The 17,888-nt window shown below is 36.3% G+C and carries 12 protein-coding genes, 2 tRNA genes and 2 pseudogenes; 6 read left to right on the top strand and 10 right to left on the bottom strand.

The window, feature by feature from the left end:
* Positions 1-34: 34 nt before the first annotated feature.
* A tRNA-Phe gene (locus RHP76_RS08400) sits at positions 35-107 on the bottom strand.
* Between the two features lie 540 nt (positions 108-647).
* On the opposite strand from RHP76_RS08400, the gene tssD reads away from it, so the two are divergent.
* Together tssD and RHP76_RS08390 are read left to right on the top strand one after the other, a co-directional pair.
* Positions 648-1,052 carry a type VI secretion system tube protein TssD gene (tssD, locus tag RHP76_RS08395; RefSeq protein ID WP_034695169.1) on the top strand — a complete coding sequence of 135 codons (405 nt, stop codon included), beginning with the start codon at positions 648-650 and terminating at the stop codon, positions 1,050-1,052.
* A 125-nt stretch (positions 1,053-1,177) separates the two neighbouring features.
* Positions 1,178-1,568 (top strand): annotated as a pseudogene (locus RHP76_RS08390) (hypothetical protein); the annotation flags it as partial.
* Between the two features lie 587 nt (positions 1,569-2,155).
* On the opposite strand, the gene RHP76_RS08385 reads toward RHP76_RS08390, so the two are convergent.
* The 3 genes from RHP76_RS08385 to RHP76_RS08375 form a co-directional block, all read right to left on the bottom strand.
* A tRNA-Phe gene (locus RHP76_RS08385) sits at positions 2,156-2,228 on the bottom strand.
* Between the two features lie 109 nt (positions 2,229-2,337).
* Positions 2,338-4,179 carry a bifunctional lysophospholipid acyltransferase family protein/GNAT family N-acetyltransferase gene (locus RHP76_RS08380; protein ID WP_062674365.1) on the bottom strand — a complete coding sequence of 614 codons (1,842 nt, stop codon included), beginning with the start codon at positions 4,177-4,179 and terminating at the stop codon, positions 2,338-2,340.
* Positions 4,180-4,201: 22 nt separating this feature from the next.
* Positions 4,202-5,440 (bottom strand): aspartate kinase, encoded by a 1,239-nt coding sequence (locus RHP76_RS08375; protein WP_311229948.1) that lies wholly within the window; start codon positions 5,438-5,440, stop codon positions 4,202-4,204.
* A gap of 323 nt (positions 5,441-5,763) precedes the next feature.
* On the opposite strand from RHP76_RS08375, the gene fbp reads away from it, so the two are divergent.
* Both fbp and menC read left to right on the top strand, forming a co-directional pair.
* Positions 5,764-6,780: a class 1 fructose-bisphosphatase gene (gene fbp / locus RHP76_RS08370; protein ID WP_034695188.1), complete on the top strand. Its 1,017-nt coding sequence runs from the start codon at positions 5,764-5,766 to the stop codon at positions 6,778-6,780.
* Positions 6,781-7,785, top strand: a complete 1,005-nt coding sequence (menC, locus tag RHP76_RS08365; RefSeq protein WP_311229947.1) for an o-succinylbenzoate synthase — start codon at positions 6,781-6,783, stop codon at positions 7,783-7,785.
* A gap of 14 nt (positions 7,786-7,799) precedes the next feature.
* Here menC and RHP76_RS08360 read toward each other — a convergent pair whose 3' ends face one another.
* Both RHP76_RS08360 and RHP76_RS08355 read right to left on the bottom strand, forming a co-directional pair.
* The gene (locus tag RHP76_RS08360; protein ID WP_156121559.1) at positions 7,800-7,967 is read right to left on the bottom strand and encodes a bacteriocin-like protein; all 168 of its coding nucleotides are present in this window, start codon (positions 7,965-7,967) and stop codon (positions 7,800-7,802) included.
* Between the two features lie 447 nt (positions 7,968-8,414).
* Entirely contained in the window at positions 8,415-9,545 is a 1,131-nt protein-coding gene (locus RHP76_RS08355; RefSeq protein WP_311229946.1) for an alpha/beta hydrolase, read from the bottom strand.
* A 152-nt stretch (positions 9,546-9,697) separates the two neighbouring features.
* Here RHP76_RS08355 and RHP76_RS08350 point away from each other — a divergent pair, with 152 nt between their 5' ends.
* Complete coding sequence (locus tag RHP76_RS08350; protein ID WP_311229945.1) at positions 9,698-11,371, top strand: glutamine--tRNA ligase/YqeY domain fusion protein; 1,674 nt, start codon at positions 9,698-9,700, stop codon at positions 11,369-11,371.
* A 92-nt stretch (positions 11,372-11,463) separates the two neighbouring features.
* Here RHP76_RS08350 and RHP76_RS08345 read toward each other — a convergent pair whose 3' ends face one another.
* The 3 genes from RHP76_RS08345 to RHP76_RS08335 form a co-directional block, all read right to left on the bottom strand.
* Complete coding sequence (locus tag RHP76_RS08345) at positions 11,464-12,360, bottom strand: 3-hydroxyacyl-CoA dehydrogenase (RefSeq protein ID WP_062674810.1); 897 nt, start codon at positions 12,358-12,360, stop codon at positions 11,464-11,466.
* A gap of 11 nt (positions 12,361-12,371) precedes the next feature.
* On the bottom strand, positions 12,372-14,300 hold the full coding sequence (locus RHP76_RS08340; RefSeq protein WP_311229944.1) for an oleate hydratase: 1,929 nt from the start codon (positions 14,298-14,300) through the stop codon (positions 12,372-12,374).
* Positions 14,301-14,389: 89 nt separating this feature from the next.
* Positions 14,390-15,268, bottom strand: a complete 879-nt coding sequence (locus RHP76_RS08335; RefSeq protein ID WP_311229943.1) for an AraC family transcriptional regulator — start codon at positions 15,266-15,268, stop codon at positions 14,390-14,392.
* A gap of 297 nt (positions 15,269-15,565) precedes the next feature.
* Here RHP76_RS08335 and RHP76_RS08330 point away from each other — a divergent pair, with 297 nt between their 5' ends.
* Positions 15,566-16,747 carry an MFS transporter gene (locus RHP76_RS08330; RefSeq protein ID WP_311230255.1) on the top strand — a complete coding sequence of 394 codons (1,182 nt, stop codon included), beginning with the start codon at positions 15,566-15,568 and terminating at the stop codon, positions 16,745-16,747.
* 81 nt (positions 16,748-16,828) lie between these two features.
* Here the strand turns inward: RHP76_RS08330 and RHP76_RS08325 are convergent.
* Positions 16,829-17,794: pseudogene (locus RHP76_RS08325) on the bottom strand (YpdA family putative bacillithiol disulfide reductase).
* Between the last annotated feature and the right edge of the window lie 94 nt (positions 17,795-17,888).

The raw sequence follows: 17,888 nt of genomic DNA, 5'->3' as shown, positions 1-17,888 counted from the left end.
AAAAAACCTCTAAAATAAATTAGAGGTTTTGAAGTGGTTTCTCCAGGAATCGAACCAGGGACACATGGATTTTCAATCCATTGCTCTACCAACTGAGCTAAGAAACCATTTATGTTTTCGTTTATTACTTCGTTGTTTTAAAGTGATGCAAAAGTATAACATTTTATAATACCGTACAAGTTTTTCGGTTAATTTTTTTGAATAAATATGCTGGTATAACTGAATTATAGCTTTAATGTATTGTTCATCAGTCTTTTGGTATGTTTTATTTTTTTTCTGTTTTTTGAATATAATTCTCAAAGAGCCTTATTAAAAGATTTTCAGACCTGATATCTAGCGATTTTTTCCAAAAATATTGTACTTACAAAGGATGGAGGAGAAGATTTTTTCTGCTGGACTATTTTTAGAGTTAAATTGTTGCTTCTCTAAACAATGTTAAGCAGGCCATAAAATAATCCGATTTTTAATTGTGAAAACAGCAAACACTTGATTTATAATACTTAATTCACCTAACAAGTGTTAGTCGTACTATTACTACATTTTTTTAAATTTAATAATAAACACTATTTGCTTTTTATAAATACATCTATATTTGGTGATATAGAAAGCAAACAATCACAATACATTAACCATTAAAATTTATAATCATGGCAGAAAGAAACTCAAGAGGAATTTTAAAATTCAACAACGGAGAAGGACAAAAGCTATTAAAACTTAATTATAGCGTATCAAGAGCTACAGATGTATCAGGACGTGTAGCATCAGATCCTTCCAATGCTCTTATCAAAATTACGGTGGAAGCTACGGATAAATCAGACATCCTGGAAAGTTTACTGAACGGAAAGTATAAGCCTACAGTAGGAGAGATTACTTTCAACAAATCTCACGAAGAAGGAACACTAACAACATTAAAGTGGAACAATGGTTATGTAATTCAGCATGAAGTAGATTTCGACGCTGTGGATGACAACAGTATGTATATTAGTTTTGTGGTAAGTGCAGAGCAGATAGATCTGGGGAATTCTTCGTACTTTGGAGCATGGCCTTCTTAAGCATATTCAGAATTTAATATCAGGCAGAATAGTACACCCGTTTCAAGGGACACTGTTCTGCCTTTTTTAACCTTATAGAACGACTGTTTATTCCAAATAAAGTTCTGAAAAAACACCTAATCACTATGAATAAAAATGCCTCAAATTCCGATAAGATTTCTGAGAATCATATTCCCGGAATCAACCGTGTGGTAAAACTGGATATTGTGATTGAAGGCAAAATAATCAAACACTTCAAGCATTTCCGCCTACAGCAGAGTGCGAGACGCCAGCACAATTTTGAACTTATTCTGGCCCATGATTCTCTTGGGAAAGCTCAATTGCAAGAACAGCCGAAGCTTACGGAGAACAGTTTTACTATGATGGTGAAGTACTTCATTTTGGCAAACTTCCGACTTCTGAAAACCGATCTCTCTTGTCTATGGAAGTAATGCGACAGATGTTCAGGTAGAATTGAATGCTGTTCATGCCAATCCTAAATTTTTGGGGTATAACAGCAGCAGTCATACTAAAATGGAAGGCTCAGTATGACAAAAGATTTGTTTAAGGATACGGAGAAAACTCTAAAATTGATGGGGAGGTTACGTTTCTTTTAGATCAGGAGGAAGTAAATATTTTACAGAAAAATAATTATTTTAACCTTCCTAAATTTAAAGAATGGTGGGACAATGCAGACCACGATGAATATTTTGCTGAAGAATGTGAGTATAACAGTACCTGCGGCCCAGATAACCAACCTATGAATATTACAGAATGGAGAAAACAGCATCCTAAAAAATAATATATAAAGCACATTTAAATCTAACTGTGCTTTTATTTAAAAAAATGGTAGCTTATCTTGCAAATACCTATGATTTTTTGTTCAATAAAAAATCATAGGAATAGGGTGGCTGGGAATCTAGATAGAATATTTTAGGAGCGTATTTTGAAGATGATTCAAAAAGTAAGGTAAATGGCCTAAGTTGAAAGAAGAAATGCAGAAAAACAATTAGTATGGGCTGTCTGATTTAAAAGCTAGTTTGGTACGAGTTCAGGGAATTATGGAACATGAATAGGAATAAATAGAAAACAAAAAAACCTCTGACTAATCAGAGGTTTTAAAGTGGTTTCTCCAGGAATCGAACCAGGGACACATGGATTTTCAATCCATTGCTCTACCAACTGAGCTAAGAAACCATTATATTTTTGTTTGACTTACTTCGTTGTTTTAAAGTGATGCAAAAGTAGTAAGTTTTAGTATACAAAGCAAGTATTCATCGTACTTTTTTTGAATAAAGTTAAAAACTTACTGATTATCAGCCGGATTATTTTCCTGCTCCTTTCTGATTTGCTCGCTCATCTCCTCCAATACCGGTTTGATCGTGTTTTCCGGAAGATCACTGATTCGGATGTACATCAATCCGTCAATGGCATCATTGAAGTTAGGGTCAACGTTGAAAGCAATTACTTTAGCATTTTGTTTGATGTATTTTTTGATCAAAACAGGAAGTCTCAATTCAGGTTCAAGATCATCAATAATCTTGTCCAGCTTATTCAAATCAGACTCCATTTCCTCAAAGAAAATGTTTTTATCTCTGTCACGAAGCTTTACTTTATATTCATTCCTTGGAGTGATATACTGAGCTACTGCGGAATCAAAATAATTGGAACGCATAAACTCAATCATCAGCGATTTTGAGAACTCAGAGAACTTGTTCGAAATACTCACGCCACCCATAAGGAATTTATGATCAGGATTTCTCAGACATACATGCACAATCCCTCTCCATAAAAGGAAGAGTGGAAGAGGTTTCTGCTGATATTCCTGGCAGATGTAAGCACGACCCATTTCAATCACTTTTTTGAAGAAAGGATGAATGTCCTGTTCAAACTCAAATAAAGAGCTTGTATAGAAGCCTTTGATGCCGTATTTCTTCATTACCTCTCTACCCAATGCCATTCTGTAAGCACCAGCCAGTTTTTTCTCACCGTTATCCCATAGGAAAAGATGGTGGTAATGTTTGTCATACTCATCAAGGTCAAATGGAAGATTACTTCCCTCACCTACTGCACGGAAAGTAAGCTCTCTCTGACGTCCGATTTCCCTCATAATAGAAGGGATTTCTTCGTAAGTCGTAAAGTAGATCTCATAATTTCCGTTACTGAAAAGCATTTTATCAGTTCCTCTCAGTTTATCAACATCTTTAATAATGTCTTCCAGAGGAGTTTCATCAATGATATTCTGAACAATGTTTTCTTCCTTCAATAAAGGAAACTTTACCGATAAATTCTGAAGATTGATGCTTTGAGCAAGAGATTTTCTCTTTTCATAGTAAGATTTCATCATATACACCTTACGTTTCAGAAACTCTCCCAATTCCTCAATCGTTTCCATATCATCCATTGCCTTTACGGTAATAGGACGTCCGATTCTGATTCTGATAGGTTTTTCCCTGTCATTCATCATTTCTGCTGGAAGCATCAGTGTCTGTAAATTCGGGTGAAGCTTAGCCACCTGATAAAAAAGTCGGCTGTTCTTAGCATGGAAATACATAGGAACTACCGGCACTTTAGCCATTCTGATCAGCTTAAGTGCCGTTTTTTCCCATTCCTTATCTAAAATTTCTCCATAAGGATTGTTTTTATTAGAAACTTCTCCTGCCGGGAATATACCTACACAGCCTCCGTTTTGCAAATGCTTGAGGGTTTCTCGCATTCCTGAAGAGCTGCTGTACGCTTCTTTTCTGTTTTCAAAAGGATTTACAGCGATTACATACGGTTCCATAGGTTTGATCTTTTCCAAAAGGAAATTCCCCATTACTTTGAAATCCGGACGAACCTCTGTCAGGACCTTGCACATCAGAATACCGTCAATAGCACCCAGCGGGTGATTGGAAACGAGAATAAACGGTCCCGTTTTCGGAATCTTTGCCAGATCCTCTTCAAAAGCTACATAGCTTAGGTTTCTTTCTCTCACAAATGAGTCGAAAAAGTCTTTGCCTTCCTTGTCTTTTAATTTATCGTATAATTTATTTACTTCGTTTATTTTAGCAATGCTCATCACAGCAGATGCTACCGGGTTCTTGAGAAACCCAATTTTATTTAAGCCGGAAGCTTTGATCAGATCGTTTTTCGAAATTAAACTCATGTGTGTTTAGTCGCAATTAATATTATTGTGTTACCATTTGAAGAGTATTCTTGGAGATTTGTTCCAATAATACATTTTTTTCATGGTAAAATTTATCAATGTGATCCTTCTTCGCATTTCTTACTGTGAATAAAGATACATTTTTAATTGCTTCGGTTTTAAAAATTTTTTGAAGCTCTTCGTTGAGCTCATCAATATGATTAAATTTATCCTCAAGGCACAGTGCCAGAGAGATTGCAGAATTCTGCATCAGGGAAACTTTAATTTTGTACTTAGACAAGTATCCAAAAATCAGGCTCATATGATCTTCTGCAATAAAAGAGAAGTCTCTGGTAGAGATTTTCAAAAGATCCTGGTTTTCTTTCAGAATATAAGATTCTTCCTGTTGGTTTTTGTCGGAAGCACCTACTTTTGTTCCTTCTTTGGCAGGGTCTAAGAAAGATTTTACATAAAAAGGAATGTTTTTTTGCTGTAGCGGCTGTAATGTTTTTGGGTGAATAACACTTGCTCCATAATAAGCCATTTCAATTGCTTCTTCATAAGAAATGTTGGAAAGAAGAGTTACATCGTTGAATTTTCTCGGATCTCCGGTCATTACTCCCGGTACATCTTTCCAGATCGTCATTGCTTCTGCATTTAAGCAGTATGCAAAAATAGCAGCAGAGTAGTCAGAACCCTCTCTTCCTAACGTTACCGTAAAATTATTGTCGTCAGATCCAATAAATCCTTGTGTTACATAGCAGATTTCAGGATTTAGATGGGAAATAAACTCTTCGGTTCTTGCCCAGTCTACCGTGCCTTCTCTGTAAGAATTATCCGTTTTTACATAATCTCTGGCATCCAGCCACTGATTCGTAAATTGAATTTCATTCAGATACTCACTCACAATTTTAGTAGAGATCATTTCTCCGCAACTTACCACCTGATCGTATACGAAGTTGTAGTTAGGAGATTTATTTCTTCTTAAAAAAGAATCAATATCATCAAAGAAGAGATTAATTTCAGCAAAAACCGCATGATTTTCAGGAAAAAGTCCTTCCGCAATCTCCATGTGTTTTCGTTTTATCTTTTCGATCTCAGTTTGATAGTTATCTTTTTTGAAATACAGTTCTACAACTTTTTCCAACTCATTTGTAGTCTTGCCCATTGCTGAAATTACCAGCAAGCATTTGGCAAATCCCTGGCTTTTTAGAACCATGGACACATTTTTTACACTGTCAGCATCTTTTACGGATGCTCCACCAAACTTGAAAATTTTCATTAAATTGTTAAAAATAAAATTGTTAGATAAAAAATTACATGAGTTTTTTACGGACGTCAAAATTATAAATTTACAACGAGATATGAAATAGCCTGGCGCAGAGATAGAATTAAGATTTCCTTAAAATCAACAAATAATGAAATAATTTATTTTTTTGTGGGTCTTAGCAAACAAATTTGGAGGTGTAATTTTTAATAATGACCAGGTGTTATGTTATGTTTTGTTTGTATTGTACTGAAATACAGTACCTAATCTCTTTTTTAATTAAATTTTCTTAATGCAATAAATTTTCCGAAATTTGGGCAAAACGTAAAAAGAAAAATATGTCAAATCAACCATTACAGACTTTAGGAGAATTTCTTATAGATAAACAGGACGATTTTCAGTATTCTACAGGTGAATTCTCTCGTCTTCTAAGTGCAATAAGATTGGCTTCGAAAGTGGTAAACAGAGAAGTAAATAAAGCCGGAATTGTAGATATTACAGGGGCTGCAGGAAACCAAAACGTTCAGGGAGAAGAGCAGCAGAAATTAGACGTTATCGCTAACGAAATTTTTATTACGGCTTTGTCTCAGAGAGAGGTTGTTTGTGGTATTGCTTCTGAAGAAAATGATGACTTTATTGATATTAAATGTGGTGAAAACGGACATTTGAGTAAATATGTTGTATTAATTGATCCTTTGGACGGATCTTCCAATATTGACGTAAATGTTTCCGTAGGAACTATTTTCTCGATCTACAGGAGAGTTACAGAACCTGGAACACCGGTACAGTTGGAAGACTTTTTACAGAAAGGAATCAACCAGATTGCTGCAGGATATGTTATTTACGGTTCATCTACCATGATTGTTTACACAACAGGAAATGGAGTAAATGGATTTACATTAGATCCATCTTTAGGAACATATTATCTTTCTCATCCTAACATGACTTTCCCAAAAACGGGTAAAATCTATTCTATTAACGAAGGTAACTATATCAAATTTCCTCAGGGAGTAAAAAACTACCTTAAATACTGCCAGATGGAAGAAGGTGACCGCCCATATACTTCAAGATATATCGGTTCTTTGGTAGCAGACTTCCACAGAAACATGCTGAAAGGAGGTATTTATATTTATCCTTCTTATTCACAAGCTCCGAATGGTAAATTAAGACTTTTATACGAATGTAATCCAATGGCCTTCCTGGCAGAGCAGGCAGGAGCAAAAGCAACTGATGGATTCAGAAGAATTCTTGAAATAGAGCCTACAGAACTTCACCAAAGAATTCCTTTCTTCTGCGGAAGTATTGAAATGGTAGAAAAAGCTGAAGAATTTATGCGTATCGACAGCGTGAAATAAATGGAAGCAACATACTTACAATATTTATTACAATTTAAACGCCCGAGTGGAACATCTCGCGGCGTTTTGCTTGATAAAGAGACTTTTATTCTGACCATTTCCGAAGATGGAAGAAAAGGAGTAGGGGAATGCGCTATCTTCAGAGGACTGAGTTTTGATGACAGACCCGATTATGAAGAAAAACTGAAGTGGCTTTGTGAGAATATCAATCAGGATACCGACTTTTTGAAAGGAGAACTGAAAGAATTTCCTTCCATCTGGTTTGGATATGAGCAGGCCATTCAGAATTTAAAATATGGAGGCAGCCTATATTTTCCAAGTGAGTTTACCGAAGGAAAGTCTGCCATTACCATCAACGGTCTGATATGGATGGGCGACGCAGCGTATATGAAAGAACAGATTCAGGAAAAACTGGAAAAAGGCTTTCACTGTATCAAATTAAAAATTGGTGTCGACTGGAAATCTGAGCATGTTATTCTTCAGAAATTAAGAGAAAAGTTCTCCAAAGAACAACTGGAACTTCGTGTGGATGCCAATGGGGGATTCAGTAAAGAGGAAGCGGTTACTGTTTTACAACAACTTGCTGATCTTCATATTCATTCCATTGAACAGCCTATCAAGGCTGGAAATTGGGATGATATGGCTGAGTTATGTGCAAAAACACCTACTCCGATTGCATTGGATGAAGAACTGATCGGAATTATTGATCCTGAAAAAAAGAAACAACTTTTAGAAAGGATAAATCCTCAATATATTATTCTGAAACCTGCCTTAGTAGGAGGATTTTCTGGTTCAGATGAATGGATTTCTCTGGCAGAAAATCAGAATATAGGTTGGTGGATTACTTCAGCTTTGGAAAGTAATATCGGCTTGAACGCCATTGCTCAGTATACATTTACCAAAAAAAATCCAATGCCTCAAGGTTTAGGCACTGGAGCTTTATTTGTCAATAATTTTGAATCCGATTTAGAACTCAGAAATGAGCTGCTGTGGTTCAAAATATAACTGTTAAAAATTAATTAGCATAATGGTGGAGGTGAATCCGGGCAGGTAGTTTGTCCACAATAGTCAGGAGCCCATGATCTGCAGCACATGGCAACCGGATTCCAACTGTTGCATCCAAGAGGTGGTCTTCCTCCTTTGATGGTTTTTAATTCTCCTCTTTTGATTTTCTTTAGATTTTTCATGTTATTGATTTTATTTGATTGGTAAGTAAATGTCGATAACTATTTTGAATTATACAACATGTGGGGAATTATTTAATATTATTTAACAATTTCCCTGAAATATTTAGATAGTGTTGAATATGAATTTGGTTGGTTTCAGTTTTTCACCTGCAATCCCTTCCTGTTCAGAATATTTGAATTTTTTTTAATCCGGTCTGTAGGAGGACCTGGCAGTTATAGATCGAATATTTTGTTGATTTAGAGGTTGTTACTCAATTAAATCACATCTTTTACGAAAATGGCTTTCTTTATATAGTTTAATATATCAGAAAACCTTTTTTTAATCTGTCCCATAATTAAAAATTGTAATTCCCTAACAAATGAATTAGCAATCATTGTGCCATACTGATATTTCTTAGCTGATTTTTAACTTATAATTCATTTTTTGGAGATTATTTTAATTATTTGTTAAGAAAAAATTGTGAAAATGTTTTCATTATCTTTGGATCTGTTGGAAATAAGATTTCTGTCAATTCCATATAAATTTTGGAAAATATCATGCTGTACCTGCGAGCTTGAAAGATATCCCCAATGATTTCCTACTTCATATTTAAGACTATTGAGAAGATCATCTTTTACAAAGGTACAGTCGATGACAGACACAATATCTTTATATTGATCAATACCGCTCGGACCATTTTTACCCAGCCTTGGAGTGAGAATATTTTTCGTGAACTGAGAAGCCGCCAGAATAATATCCTGTCTGTTTAAGTAAATAGAAATCCTGTTAGCCAGTAAGGGCAGCTTATTAAATGAATCCTCAGCATCTTCAAATACTTTATAGCTCACGTCAGCATTTAACAGGATGACCTGGTCGATAACACGAAGTATATTTTCCCTTTTAAGGCTGTATAGCATACTTTGAAGCACTCTGTTTCCCATAGAGTGAGCCACAAGATGTATTCTTTGATTGCAGGGAGCAAGATCCCGGTTGGAAAAAATATCTTTTAAAAACTGAGTATAGAAATAGAACAATCTCATCAAAGAGGTTCCCGAATTGATGCTGGAAGCTTTATCATCAAAATAACTCAATGGGATTATACTGCCGGAGGCGGGCCAGCTTACAAATAAAATATGCTCCACAGGAGAGGCTGGATTATCAATAAATATTTTTTTCAGATCAAGTATGGCTTTTAACTCATCATCAAAATCATATAAATAACCATGGATGAATATCATGACATCGCTTCTGTCTTTTGTAGAAGACATGTTTTTGTACAATTCATAAAACATTCTCTGGGTGCCACCAAGATTATTGGCTGTAAGAGGGGAGTTTTTAATTCCTTTTTCGCTCAACAGAACGTCTAAAACCTCTTCATACCCCTGTTTTTCAGGCTCAGAAAAAAGTTTGTAATCTAAAATGTTTCTGTTGGTATAGTCTTTTTTCTTTTTGGCCTGTGCAGTAGGTTCCTTATAATTGTCAAAATTGCATTTGGCGATCCTGAAATTGGGAATCGAGTATTCTTCATTGGAAAAAGAGTCTACTCTTTCACCTTTATGCCGGATAATTTTCCGGTTGCTTAAGATATAAACAGCCATAACGGTTAATGGTTAAAATGGTATTAGCTTTCCGAAATTAGTGAAAAATATTGAAATACAACAGGTAAGGCATTTAAATTACCACTTTTACAAAAGCTTATTTTTCCGTAACTTTGTGAAACTTTTTTTGCAAAAAAATAAAAGCTACTTTAATGGAAGAAGAAAAAAAATCACTCAATTTTATTGAGCAAATTATAGAAGATGATCTGGCAAACGGTTTAAGAAGAGATCAGATCCGTTTCCGTTTTCCACCTGAACCCAATGGTTATCTGCATGTAGGGCATACAAAAGCCATCTGCATCAACTTTGGGCTTGGTGAAAAATACAATGCTCCGGTAAACCTTCGTTTCGACGATACGAACCCTGAGAAAGAAGAACAGGAATTCGTAGATTCTATTATGAAAGATGTAGAATGGTTAGGTTTCAAATGGGATAAAGTTTTGTATGCATCCGATTACTTCCAGCAGCTTTATGATTGGGCAGTTCGGTTAATTAAAGAAGGAAAAGCTTACGTAGATGAGCAGCCGTCTGAAGTGATTACTGAGCAAAGAAAAAATCCTGCAGAGCCGGGAATTGAATCCCCATACAGAAATCGTCCTGTTGAAGAGTCTTTAGATTTATTCGAAAGGATGAAAAACGGAGAATTTGAAAGTGGTTCAATGTCTCTTCGTGCAAAAATTGACATGGTTTCACCCAACATGAATATGCGTGACCCTGTGATGTACAGAATTTTGAATAAACCTCACCACAGAACCGGTACAGCCTGGAAAATTTATCCGATGTACGACTGGGCTCATGGTGAATCCGATTATATAGAACAGGTTTCACATTCACTTTGTTCTTTGGAGTTTGAAAATCACAGACCTTTGTATAACTGGTATTTAGATCAGGTTTATGAAGAAGGAAATGTTAAAAACAAGCAGAGAGAATTTGCAAGGATGAATGTTTCCTATATGATTACTTCCAAAAGAAAGCTGCAAAGATTGGTAGCTGAAGGAGTAGTAACCGGATGGGATGATCCTAGAATGCCTACTATTTCAGGGATGAGAAGAAAAGGATTTACTCCTACTTCTATCAGAAACTTTATTGAAAAAGTAGGGGTAGCGAAAAGAGAAAACCTTATCGAAATTCAGTTACTGGATTTCTGCGTGCGTGAAGACCTGAATAAGGTTGCCAAGCGTGTAATGGCAGTAGTAGATCCAGTGAAATTAGTGATTGAAAACTATCCGGAAGATAAGGAAGAATGGTTAGAAACTGAGAATAATCCTGAACAGGAAAATGCAGGAACAAGAGAAGTTCCATTCTCAAGAGAAATCTATATTGAACGTGAAGATTTCAAAGAAGAAGCTAACAATAAATTCTTCAGACTCAAATTAGGAGGAGAAGTTCGTTTGAAGTCTGCTTACATCATCAAAGCCGAAAGGGTGGAGAAGGATGAAAATGGTGAGATTACAACGATCTACGCTACGTATGATGAGAAGAGTAAGTCAGGAAGCGGAACAGAGGAAAGTTTAAGAAAAGTAAAGGGAACTTTACATTGGGTATCTGCAAAACATGCTATTCCTGTAGAAGTAAGAATCTACAACCAACTGTTTACAGTGGAACAGCCTGATGCGGAAAAAGATGTAGATTTCTTAAACTTCATCAATCCTGAGTCTGTAACTACAGTGAAAGGATTTGCTGAACCGAGCCTGAAAGAAGTTGCTGTGGGAGAACCATTACAGTTTCAGAGAATCGGATATTTTACAAAAGATCAGGATTCTACTGAAAATACCTTGGTATTCAACAGAACAGTAACATTGAAAGATTCTTATAAACCTGAATAACTTTCAGGAATAGATCATAAAAACAAAAAGCAGGACTTCATACAAGTCCTGCTTTTATTATTTAATAGCTTAAAATATTGAATTGTAGGATTCTACTTCAGAAAATCCTTGTCCTGATAGGCGGGATTCGGATATTTATAAAATCCCTCCCCGGTCAATACTCCCAGTTTTCCTTTATCAATATATTCTTTTTTTAATTTTTCTACAGCTTTTATCTTTAACGGATCCTGAGTTTCTTCGGCTTCCATCTTATTGATATTATAAGCCGTCGTAATTCCTACAATATCCAGAATACCAAAAGGCCCTGCAGGTGCTCCTGTAGCTACCATCCATGTCTTATCAATTGTTTCTATATCTGATACTTCATCAACCCAGAGATTGACTGCAGCGCCAAGCAGCGGAACCAATAATGAATTGACAATATACCCGGGTTGTTCCTTCTGGATAGGTAGTGCTACCATTCCAATCGCTTTCGCAAATCTGATTACAGAATCAAATACCTCCTGAGAAGTTCCCGGATGCCGCATTACCTCTCCGGTATTGTGCTTCCAGATTTCATTGGCAAAATGGAGGGCTACAAATTTCTCCGGTCTTCCTGTATCCTCAGCAAACTGACTTGGAAGAAGAGTAGAAGAATTCGTTGCAAATACTGTTTTTTCCGGGGCAACCTTAGCCAGCTTATGGTAGAATTCTGTTTTAATTGCTGGATCTTCTGGAACAGCTTCTATCAGAAGATCGGCATCTTTAACTGCTTCAGCAAGGTCTGATGAATAATTGATATTTTTAAATGTGGCATCAAGTTGTTCCTTCGTTGCGCCCAGATCTTTTTTGTAAGCTTCACTTAAAGCGGTGAATTTACCTTTGGCTTTTTCCAATACTTCATCATTGATATCATATACGGTAACGTTGAAACCGTGATAGGCCGTCTGGAAAGCGATCTGATATCCTAATACGCCGCTTCCCGCTATCGTTATATTTTTAAAATCCATGAGATTTATTTTTAGTCTTTTACTCCTTTTACCCATTCCTGAAATCTGGTTAAGAAAGATTCATGTTCTTCTTTTTCTTCCGGACGGTTTACAAGGATGTGTTCAAAATAAGTTCCTTTTAATATTTTTCTTAAAATCCCTTCTCCTAAGAAAGGTTTATAGTCATTCAAAGCCTGGGTAGCTTTTAATAAATGTCGGATGTCATATTGTAACGGATTGATATCCGGCACTTGTTTGTTAAGATTAAGAAGGCTGTAAACAGCTATTCTCGCAGTTCTCACAGAGCTTTCCATAGTGAAGACAACATCGTTATTGGTTTCTACAAACTGTCCTACAAGACCTAAGTTGGTACATCCTTCAGGAACCACTCTCGGACGGTCTCCCATCGCTCTAGGCATAAACATAGACGTGATATATGGCATGAATGCGGTACGTACAATGGTATTTTCAGTGACATTATCCAGCTGATCTGCTATTCCAAGGTGGTAGCAAAGCTCAGCAAGAATCTCGTTTCCGGTACACTGAGGCATTGTTTTTTTGATATAATTACCTTCTTTATCCATCAGTAAAGCATATACCCAAACTACAAGGATGTCATCCGGCTGAGTAGGGAAGTGCGGTTGCCTGTTGCAGGTAAAACTCATTACCCAATTAGAATCTGTAATGGTAATAATACCTCCTGTGGCTGTTCTTCCTGAATAAGGATCATTTACACACAGTTCTTTGAGTTTCTCTGTGAAAGCAGAAGGACGGCAGGTTAAGGTAGCAGACTCCCATGAAGATTTTTCAATGTGGCTACAGAATTTTTCAGGTTTTCCGAATACTTCAGATTTTGCAGCAAGATTTTTCCAAAGCTTCCATCCTGCACTTTGTCCTGCACTGCTGTTGTCTATGGTAACCTCAGGAACGGTATTGTTGTCACCGTAGAATGTACTTTCTGTCATAGATCCGGTAGTTACAATAACGTAGTCGTCTTTACCAACCGGTATTCTTACTTCTTCGCCATTTTGTTCAGTGATAATTCCTTCTACAGTTTTTCCTTCCGTATTAATATGAATATCAAGATCTTTTACCAAAGTATTAAACTGGATCTGCACCCCTTTTTCCACCAGGAAGTTTTTTAATGGAGTTACATACGTGTCGTACTGGTTATATTTGGGGAATACCAGACATGAGAAGTCTTTCATTCCGTCAATGGCGTGAAGGAATCTGTGCATATACAGTTTCAGTTCCAGTAAGCTGTGCCAGTTTTCGAAGGCAAACATAGAACGCCAGAAGAACCAGAAATTACTGTTGAGGAAAGATTGAGAAAAATAATCTTCAATTGTAAGATCATCCAGTTCTTCTTTTTTCTTAAGCAATAGTTTTACAATCGCCAGCTGATCTTTTTTCTCAAGTCCGAATTTGCTAAAATCCTTGATCTGTCCTTGATTGTGGATCAATCTTGCTTTAGAGTAATTCGGGTCGTTGTCATTGATAAGACGGTATTCATCCAATACGCTGTAAGGTGCAGGCAGCTCCAAAGCAGGAATATCCTGGAACATATCCCATAGATTTTCATAAGTCATATCCATTTCTCTTCCTCCACGGATGATGTAACCGTCTTTTGCGTTACCGGCTCCATCCAAAGATCCGCCTTCTACATTTAGCTGATCAAGAAAAACAATATTTTTACCGGGAACACGGCCGTCACGGATAAAATAATACGCTGCCGACATGCCGGCAATTCCGCTTCCAACAATATAGATTTTACTGTTTTCGTAAGATTGTAAAGGGATGCCTTTATTACGCTGGTAGTTTCCGATCTGGTCGGAAAAAGGCATCGTCTTTTCAGGAGTGTTAATCTGAACTTCTTTGCTTGAATCCGGTTCGTGGTTTACATTTCCAAACTGCTCAGAGGCATTTAAAACTTTATCGAATTTTGAATTGATCGTACTCATCTTTTATTGTTTTTAATTAACAGTATAAAGGTACCTCTATTCAGAAAGCGATATATATCCCCAAGTTCAGAATTATTATCCCCAAATTCTCATGACTGAATATTTTCTTTAGTTCTGTACTCCGAAGGGGAAAGTGCCGTATGTTTTTTGAAAAAACGGCCGAAAGCTGATGCTGAGTTAAACTGAAGCTCAAAGGCGATCTCCGATATGGTGATCTCAGGGTTTCCAAGCATGACATACGCTTCCTTCAGTAATGCTTCATCAATCACTTCATGAGGTGTTTTTCCGCTTGACTTCTTAATGATTTCGATGAGGTATTTATTGGAAACATGAAGTTGATCCGCATAAAACTGAACCATTCGTTCTCTGGTTATGTTTTCTCTGATCAGTTTACTGAATTTCAGATAAAGATCTTTTTTTCCTTCTTCTTTTTCCGGATTTGCAGCATTTTCCTGTTCCATAATCTCAGCAGTCTCCAGCAGAAGATTGAAAATAATGGTACGGATAATCTCCTCTGTAAATTTTCCCTGCTTTTTCGATTTTTTATCGAGGTAATCCAGAAGATTTTGCAGAAGTGAAGAATTGGTTACCGTAGTTTTTACAATACTGTATGAGCCTTTGGAGAAAAGATTCATTTTCTCAATGATAAAAGGATTGGAAATATTTTTAATCAGAAAGTTCTTGTCGAAGAACAGCAGTTTCATCGTAAAATCATCACTGGTTTTTCCAAATTTCACAATGGTAGAAGGTGCTGCAATAAGAAAGCTGTCAGCATCTACTTTGTATTTCTGACGGTCTATTTCAATATTGATTTCTCCGGCAGTACAGATACATAGTGCATAATAATCCATTCTGAAAGGAGCTTTTGGAAATTTAAAAATGGGTTTTCCGGAAGAAATATAATAGGATTGGCAGCAGTCAATACTGTAAAAAGATAGCGTATCATGTAAATTTTCGTAGGTTATCATTCTTCAGTATTGGTTAAAATTTTATTATGTTTCTAAGGGAATTTAGTATAAAAGCATCTGTTGTTACTGCAATTTACGATTTTTATAAAAGTTTATTGTTTTTATATAGCAGATAAAACTGTTTTTTCAGATCAAAGTTGATTGTCTATTGAAGGTTATTGATAAAAATAGGGTTTAAACAAAGACTTTTGGGTTATTTTTATCTAATTTTGCACTGTCAAATTTCCCCAAAATATTATTGTGAGATTAATTAACGTATATACGAGTTCTTTCAAAGGACTCTCGCAGGAGAGTTGGATGCTGGCGTTGGTAATGCTCATCAACAGGGCCGGTTCTATGGTACTTCCGTTTCTGGGAGTTTATATGACGAATCATTTGCATTTCAGTATTGAAAATTCCGGAATTGTACTGAGCTTTTTTGGAATAGGTTCGGTTATCGGATCATGGCTTGGAGGTATGATTACGGATAAAATAGGAGAGTACAGGGTGCAGAGTCTGAGTTTGCTGCTCAGCGTTCCTTTATTCTGCTTGATTCCGCTTTTTACAACAGAAGCCGGATTGGCAGGAATTATTTTAGCCCAAAGTATTGTAAGTGAAACGTTCCGTCCCGCAAACTCGGTGGCGATTACCAAATATGCAAAACCTGAAAATATTACCCGTGCTTTCTCGCTCAATCGTATGGCCGTTAATCTTGGGTTTTCTATTGGTCCTGCACTAGGTGGTATTTTGTCGGCTATTTCTTATGAATTTCTGTTTTTCAGCAATGCATTGGCTGCTTTGCTGGCAGGATTGATGTATATCTGGTTCTTTAAAAACCGGGCGCGATTAGCTAAACTGAAAGCAAAAAAAGTAAAAAAAGCTATTATTATTAAAAAAGAAAGTTCCCCCTACCGAGACAGTAAATTCCTTATTTATTGTGTATTCTGTATGCTGTTTTCCATATGTTTCTTCCAGCTGTTCAGTACCCTGACGATATTTTATAAGGATACAGCTCATCTAAGCCAGCAGAATATCGGATATATTCTGGGATACAGTGGTTTTCTGATAGTTCTGCTTGAAATGGGGCTGGTACAGATTGCTGAGAAGTATTTTACTTTAGCCTTTACAATGCTGTTCGGGACTTTCCTGTGTGGGATTTCTTATGCCATGCTGGCTTTCGATTATAGTCTGATTACCCTTGTGCTGTCTATGACATTGCTTTGTGTGGGAGAAATATGGACACTTCCATTTATGTCTACCATTACAGCATTACGTTCGGGAGAAAACAATAAAGGGGCTTATATGGGACTGAACGGGATGTCGTTTTCTATCGCATTTATCATTACACCTTATATAGGAACACTGATTGCAGAAAAATTAGGATTCAATGTATTATGGATCGGAACCGGACTGCTTGCAGTATTTATTGCGATTGGTTTTTACTTTATCATTCCATGGATGCTTAAGGATAAAAATAAGGTAAAAAAAGAGATGATATAGCGCTTTTGATTAAATAAAAAGTTTCCGGGCAATTTCGTAGAAATTGCCCGGAAACTTTTACTATATATTAGTCGTTTACGATTAAGATTTTGAAAGAATCGAATTAATAATCATATTGGCATGAATCCTTGAATTTTCAATGAACCAAAGGTGAGTATCTTTTCCTCCGCATACCACACCTGCAAGATAGAGGCTGGAAATATTAGTTTCCATAGTTTCAGGATTGTAAAATGGATTCAGGCAGTCCCCGTTAAGTTCTATTCCTGAATTTTTCAGAAAATCAAAATCAGGAAGATAGCCTGTCATGGCCAGTACAAAATCATTGTCAATTTCATGAATAGCTCCGTTCTCATCTTTAAAAACAACAGAATTTTCTTTAATCTCGATCATTTCTGCATTAAAATGAGCTTTAATGCTGCCCTCTGCAATTCTGTTTTCAATATCGGGTTTTACCCAATATTTTACACTTTTTGAAATCTCGGCATGACGGACAATCATCGTCACTTAAGCTCCTTTTCTGTAGGTTTCCAGGGCTGCATCTACAGCAGAGTTACTTGATCCTACAACAACAATTTTCTGTCTTGCGTAAGGATAGGGTTCTGTATAATAATGTTTGACTTTCGGAAGATTTTCTCCTGAAATATTCATAAGATTGGGAATATCATAGAATCCCGTAGCAATAACTACATTTTTAGCCCGATAGATTGCTTTGGTAGTTTTGATTTCAAATATTTCATCCTTTTTCAAGACATTCAAAACCTTTTCATAAAGATTGATATTCAGATTTTTTTGTCTTGCAATGCCCTGATAGTATTCCAGAGCTTCCTGCCTCCCCGGCTTTGGAGCAGTAGAAATAAATGGCACTTCGTCAATTTCCAGTTTTTCTGCAGTAGAGAAGAAACGCATATATAAAGGATAATTGTACAATGAATTGACAATAGTTCCTTTTTCTATGATTATATGACTAAGATTGTTTTTTTGAGCTTCAAGGGCGCAGTTTAAACCGATTGGTCCGGCTCCGATAATCAGAATATCCAACATTTCCATCTAACAAATGTACGATGTAATTTTTAAAATGAGAAGCCCAAACCCATCAACTCTCATAGTCTTTATCTCTTTACATCATTTACCACTTGGCATC

The organism is Chryseobacterium sp. SG20098, from assembly GCF_031844745.1.
Lineage (GTDB): Bacteria > Bacteroidota > Bacteroidia > Flavobacteriales > Weeksellaceae > Chryseobacterium > Chryseobacterium cucumeris.
Note: the sequence above shows the minus strand (reverse complement) of the source record. Positions and strands in the feature narration are given on the sequence as shown.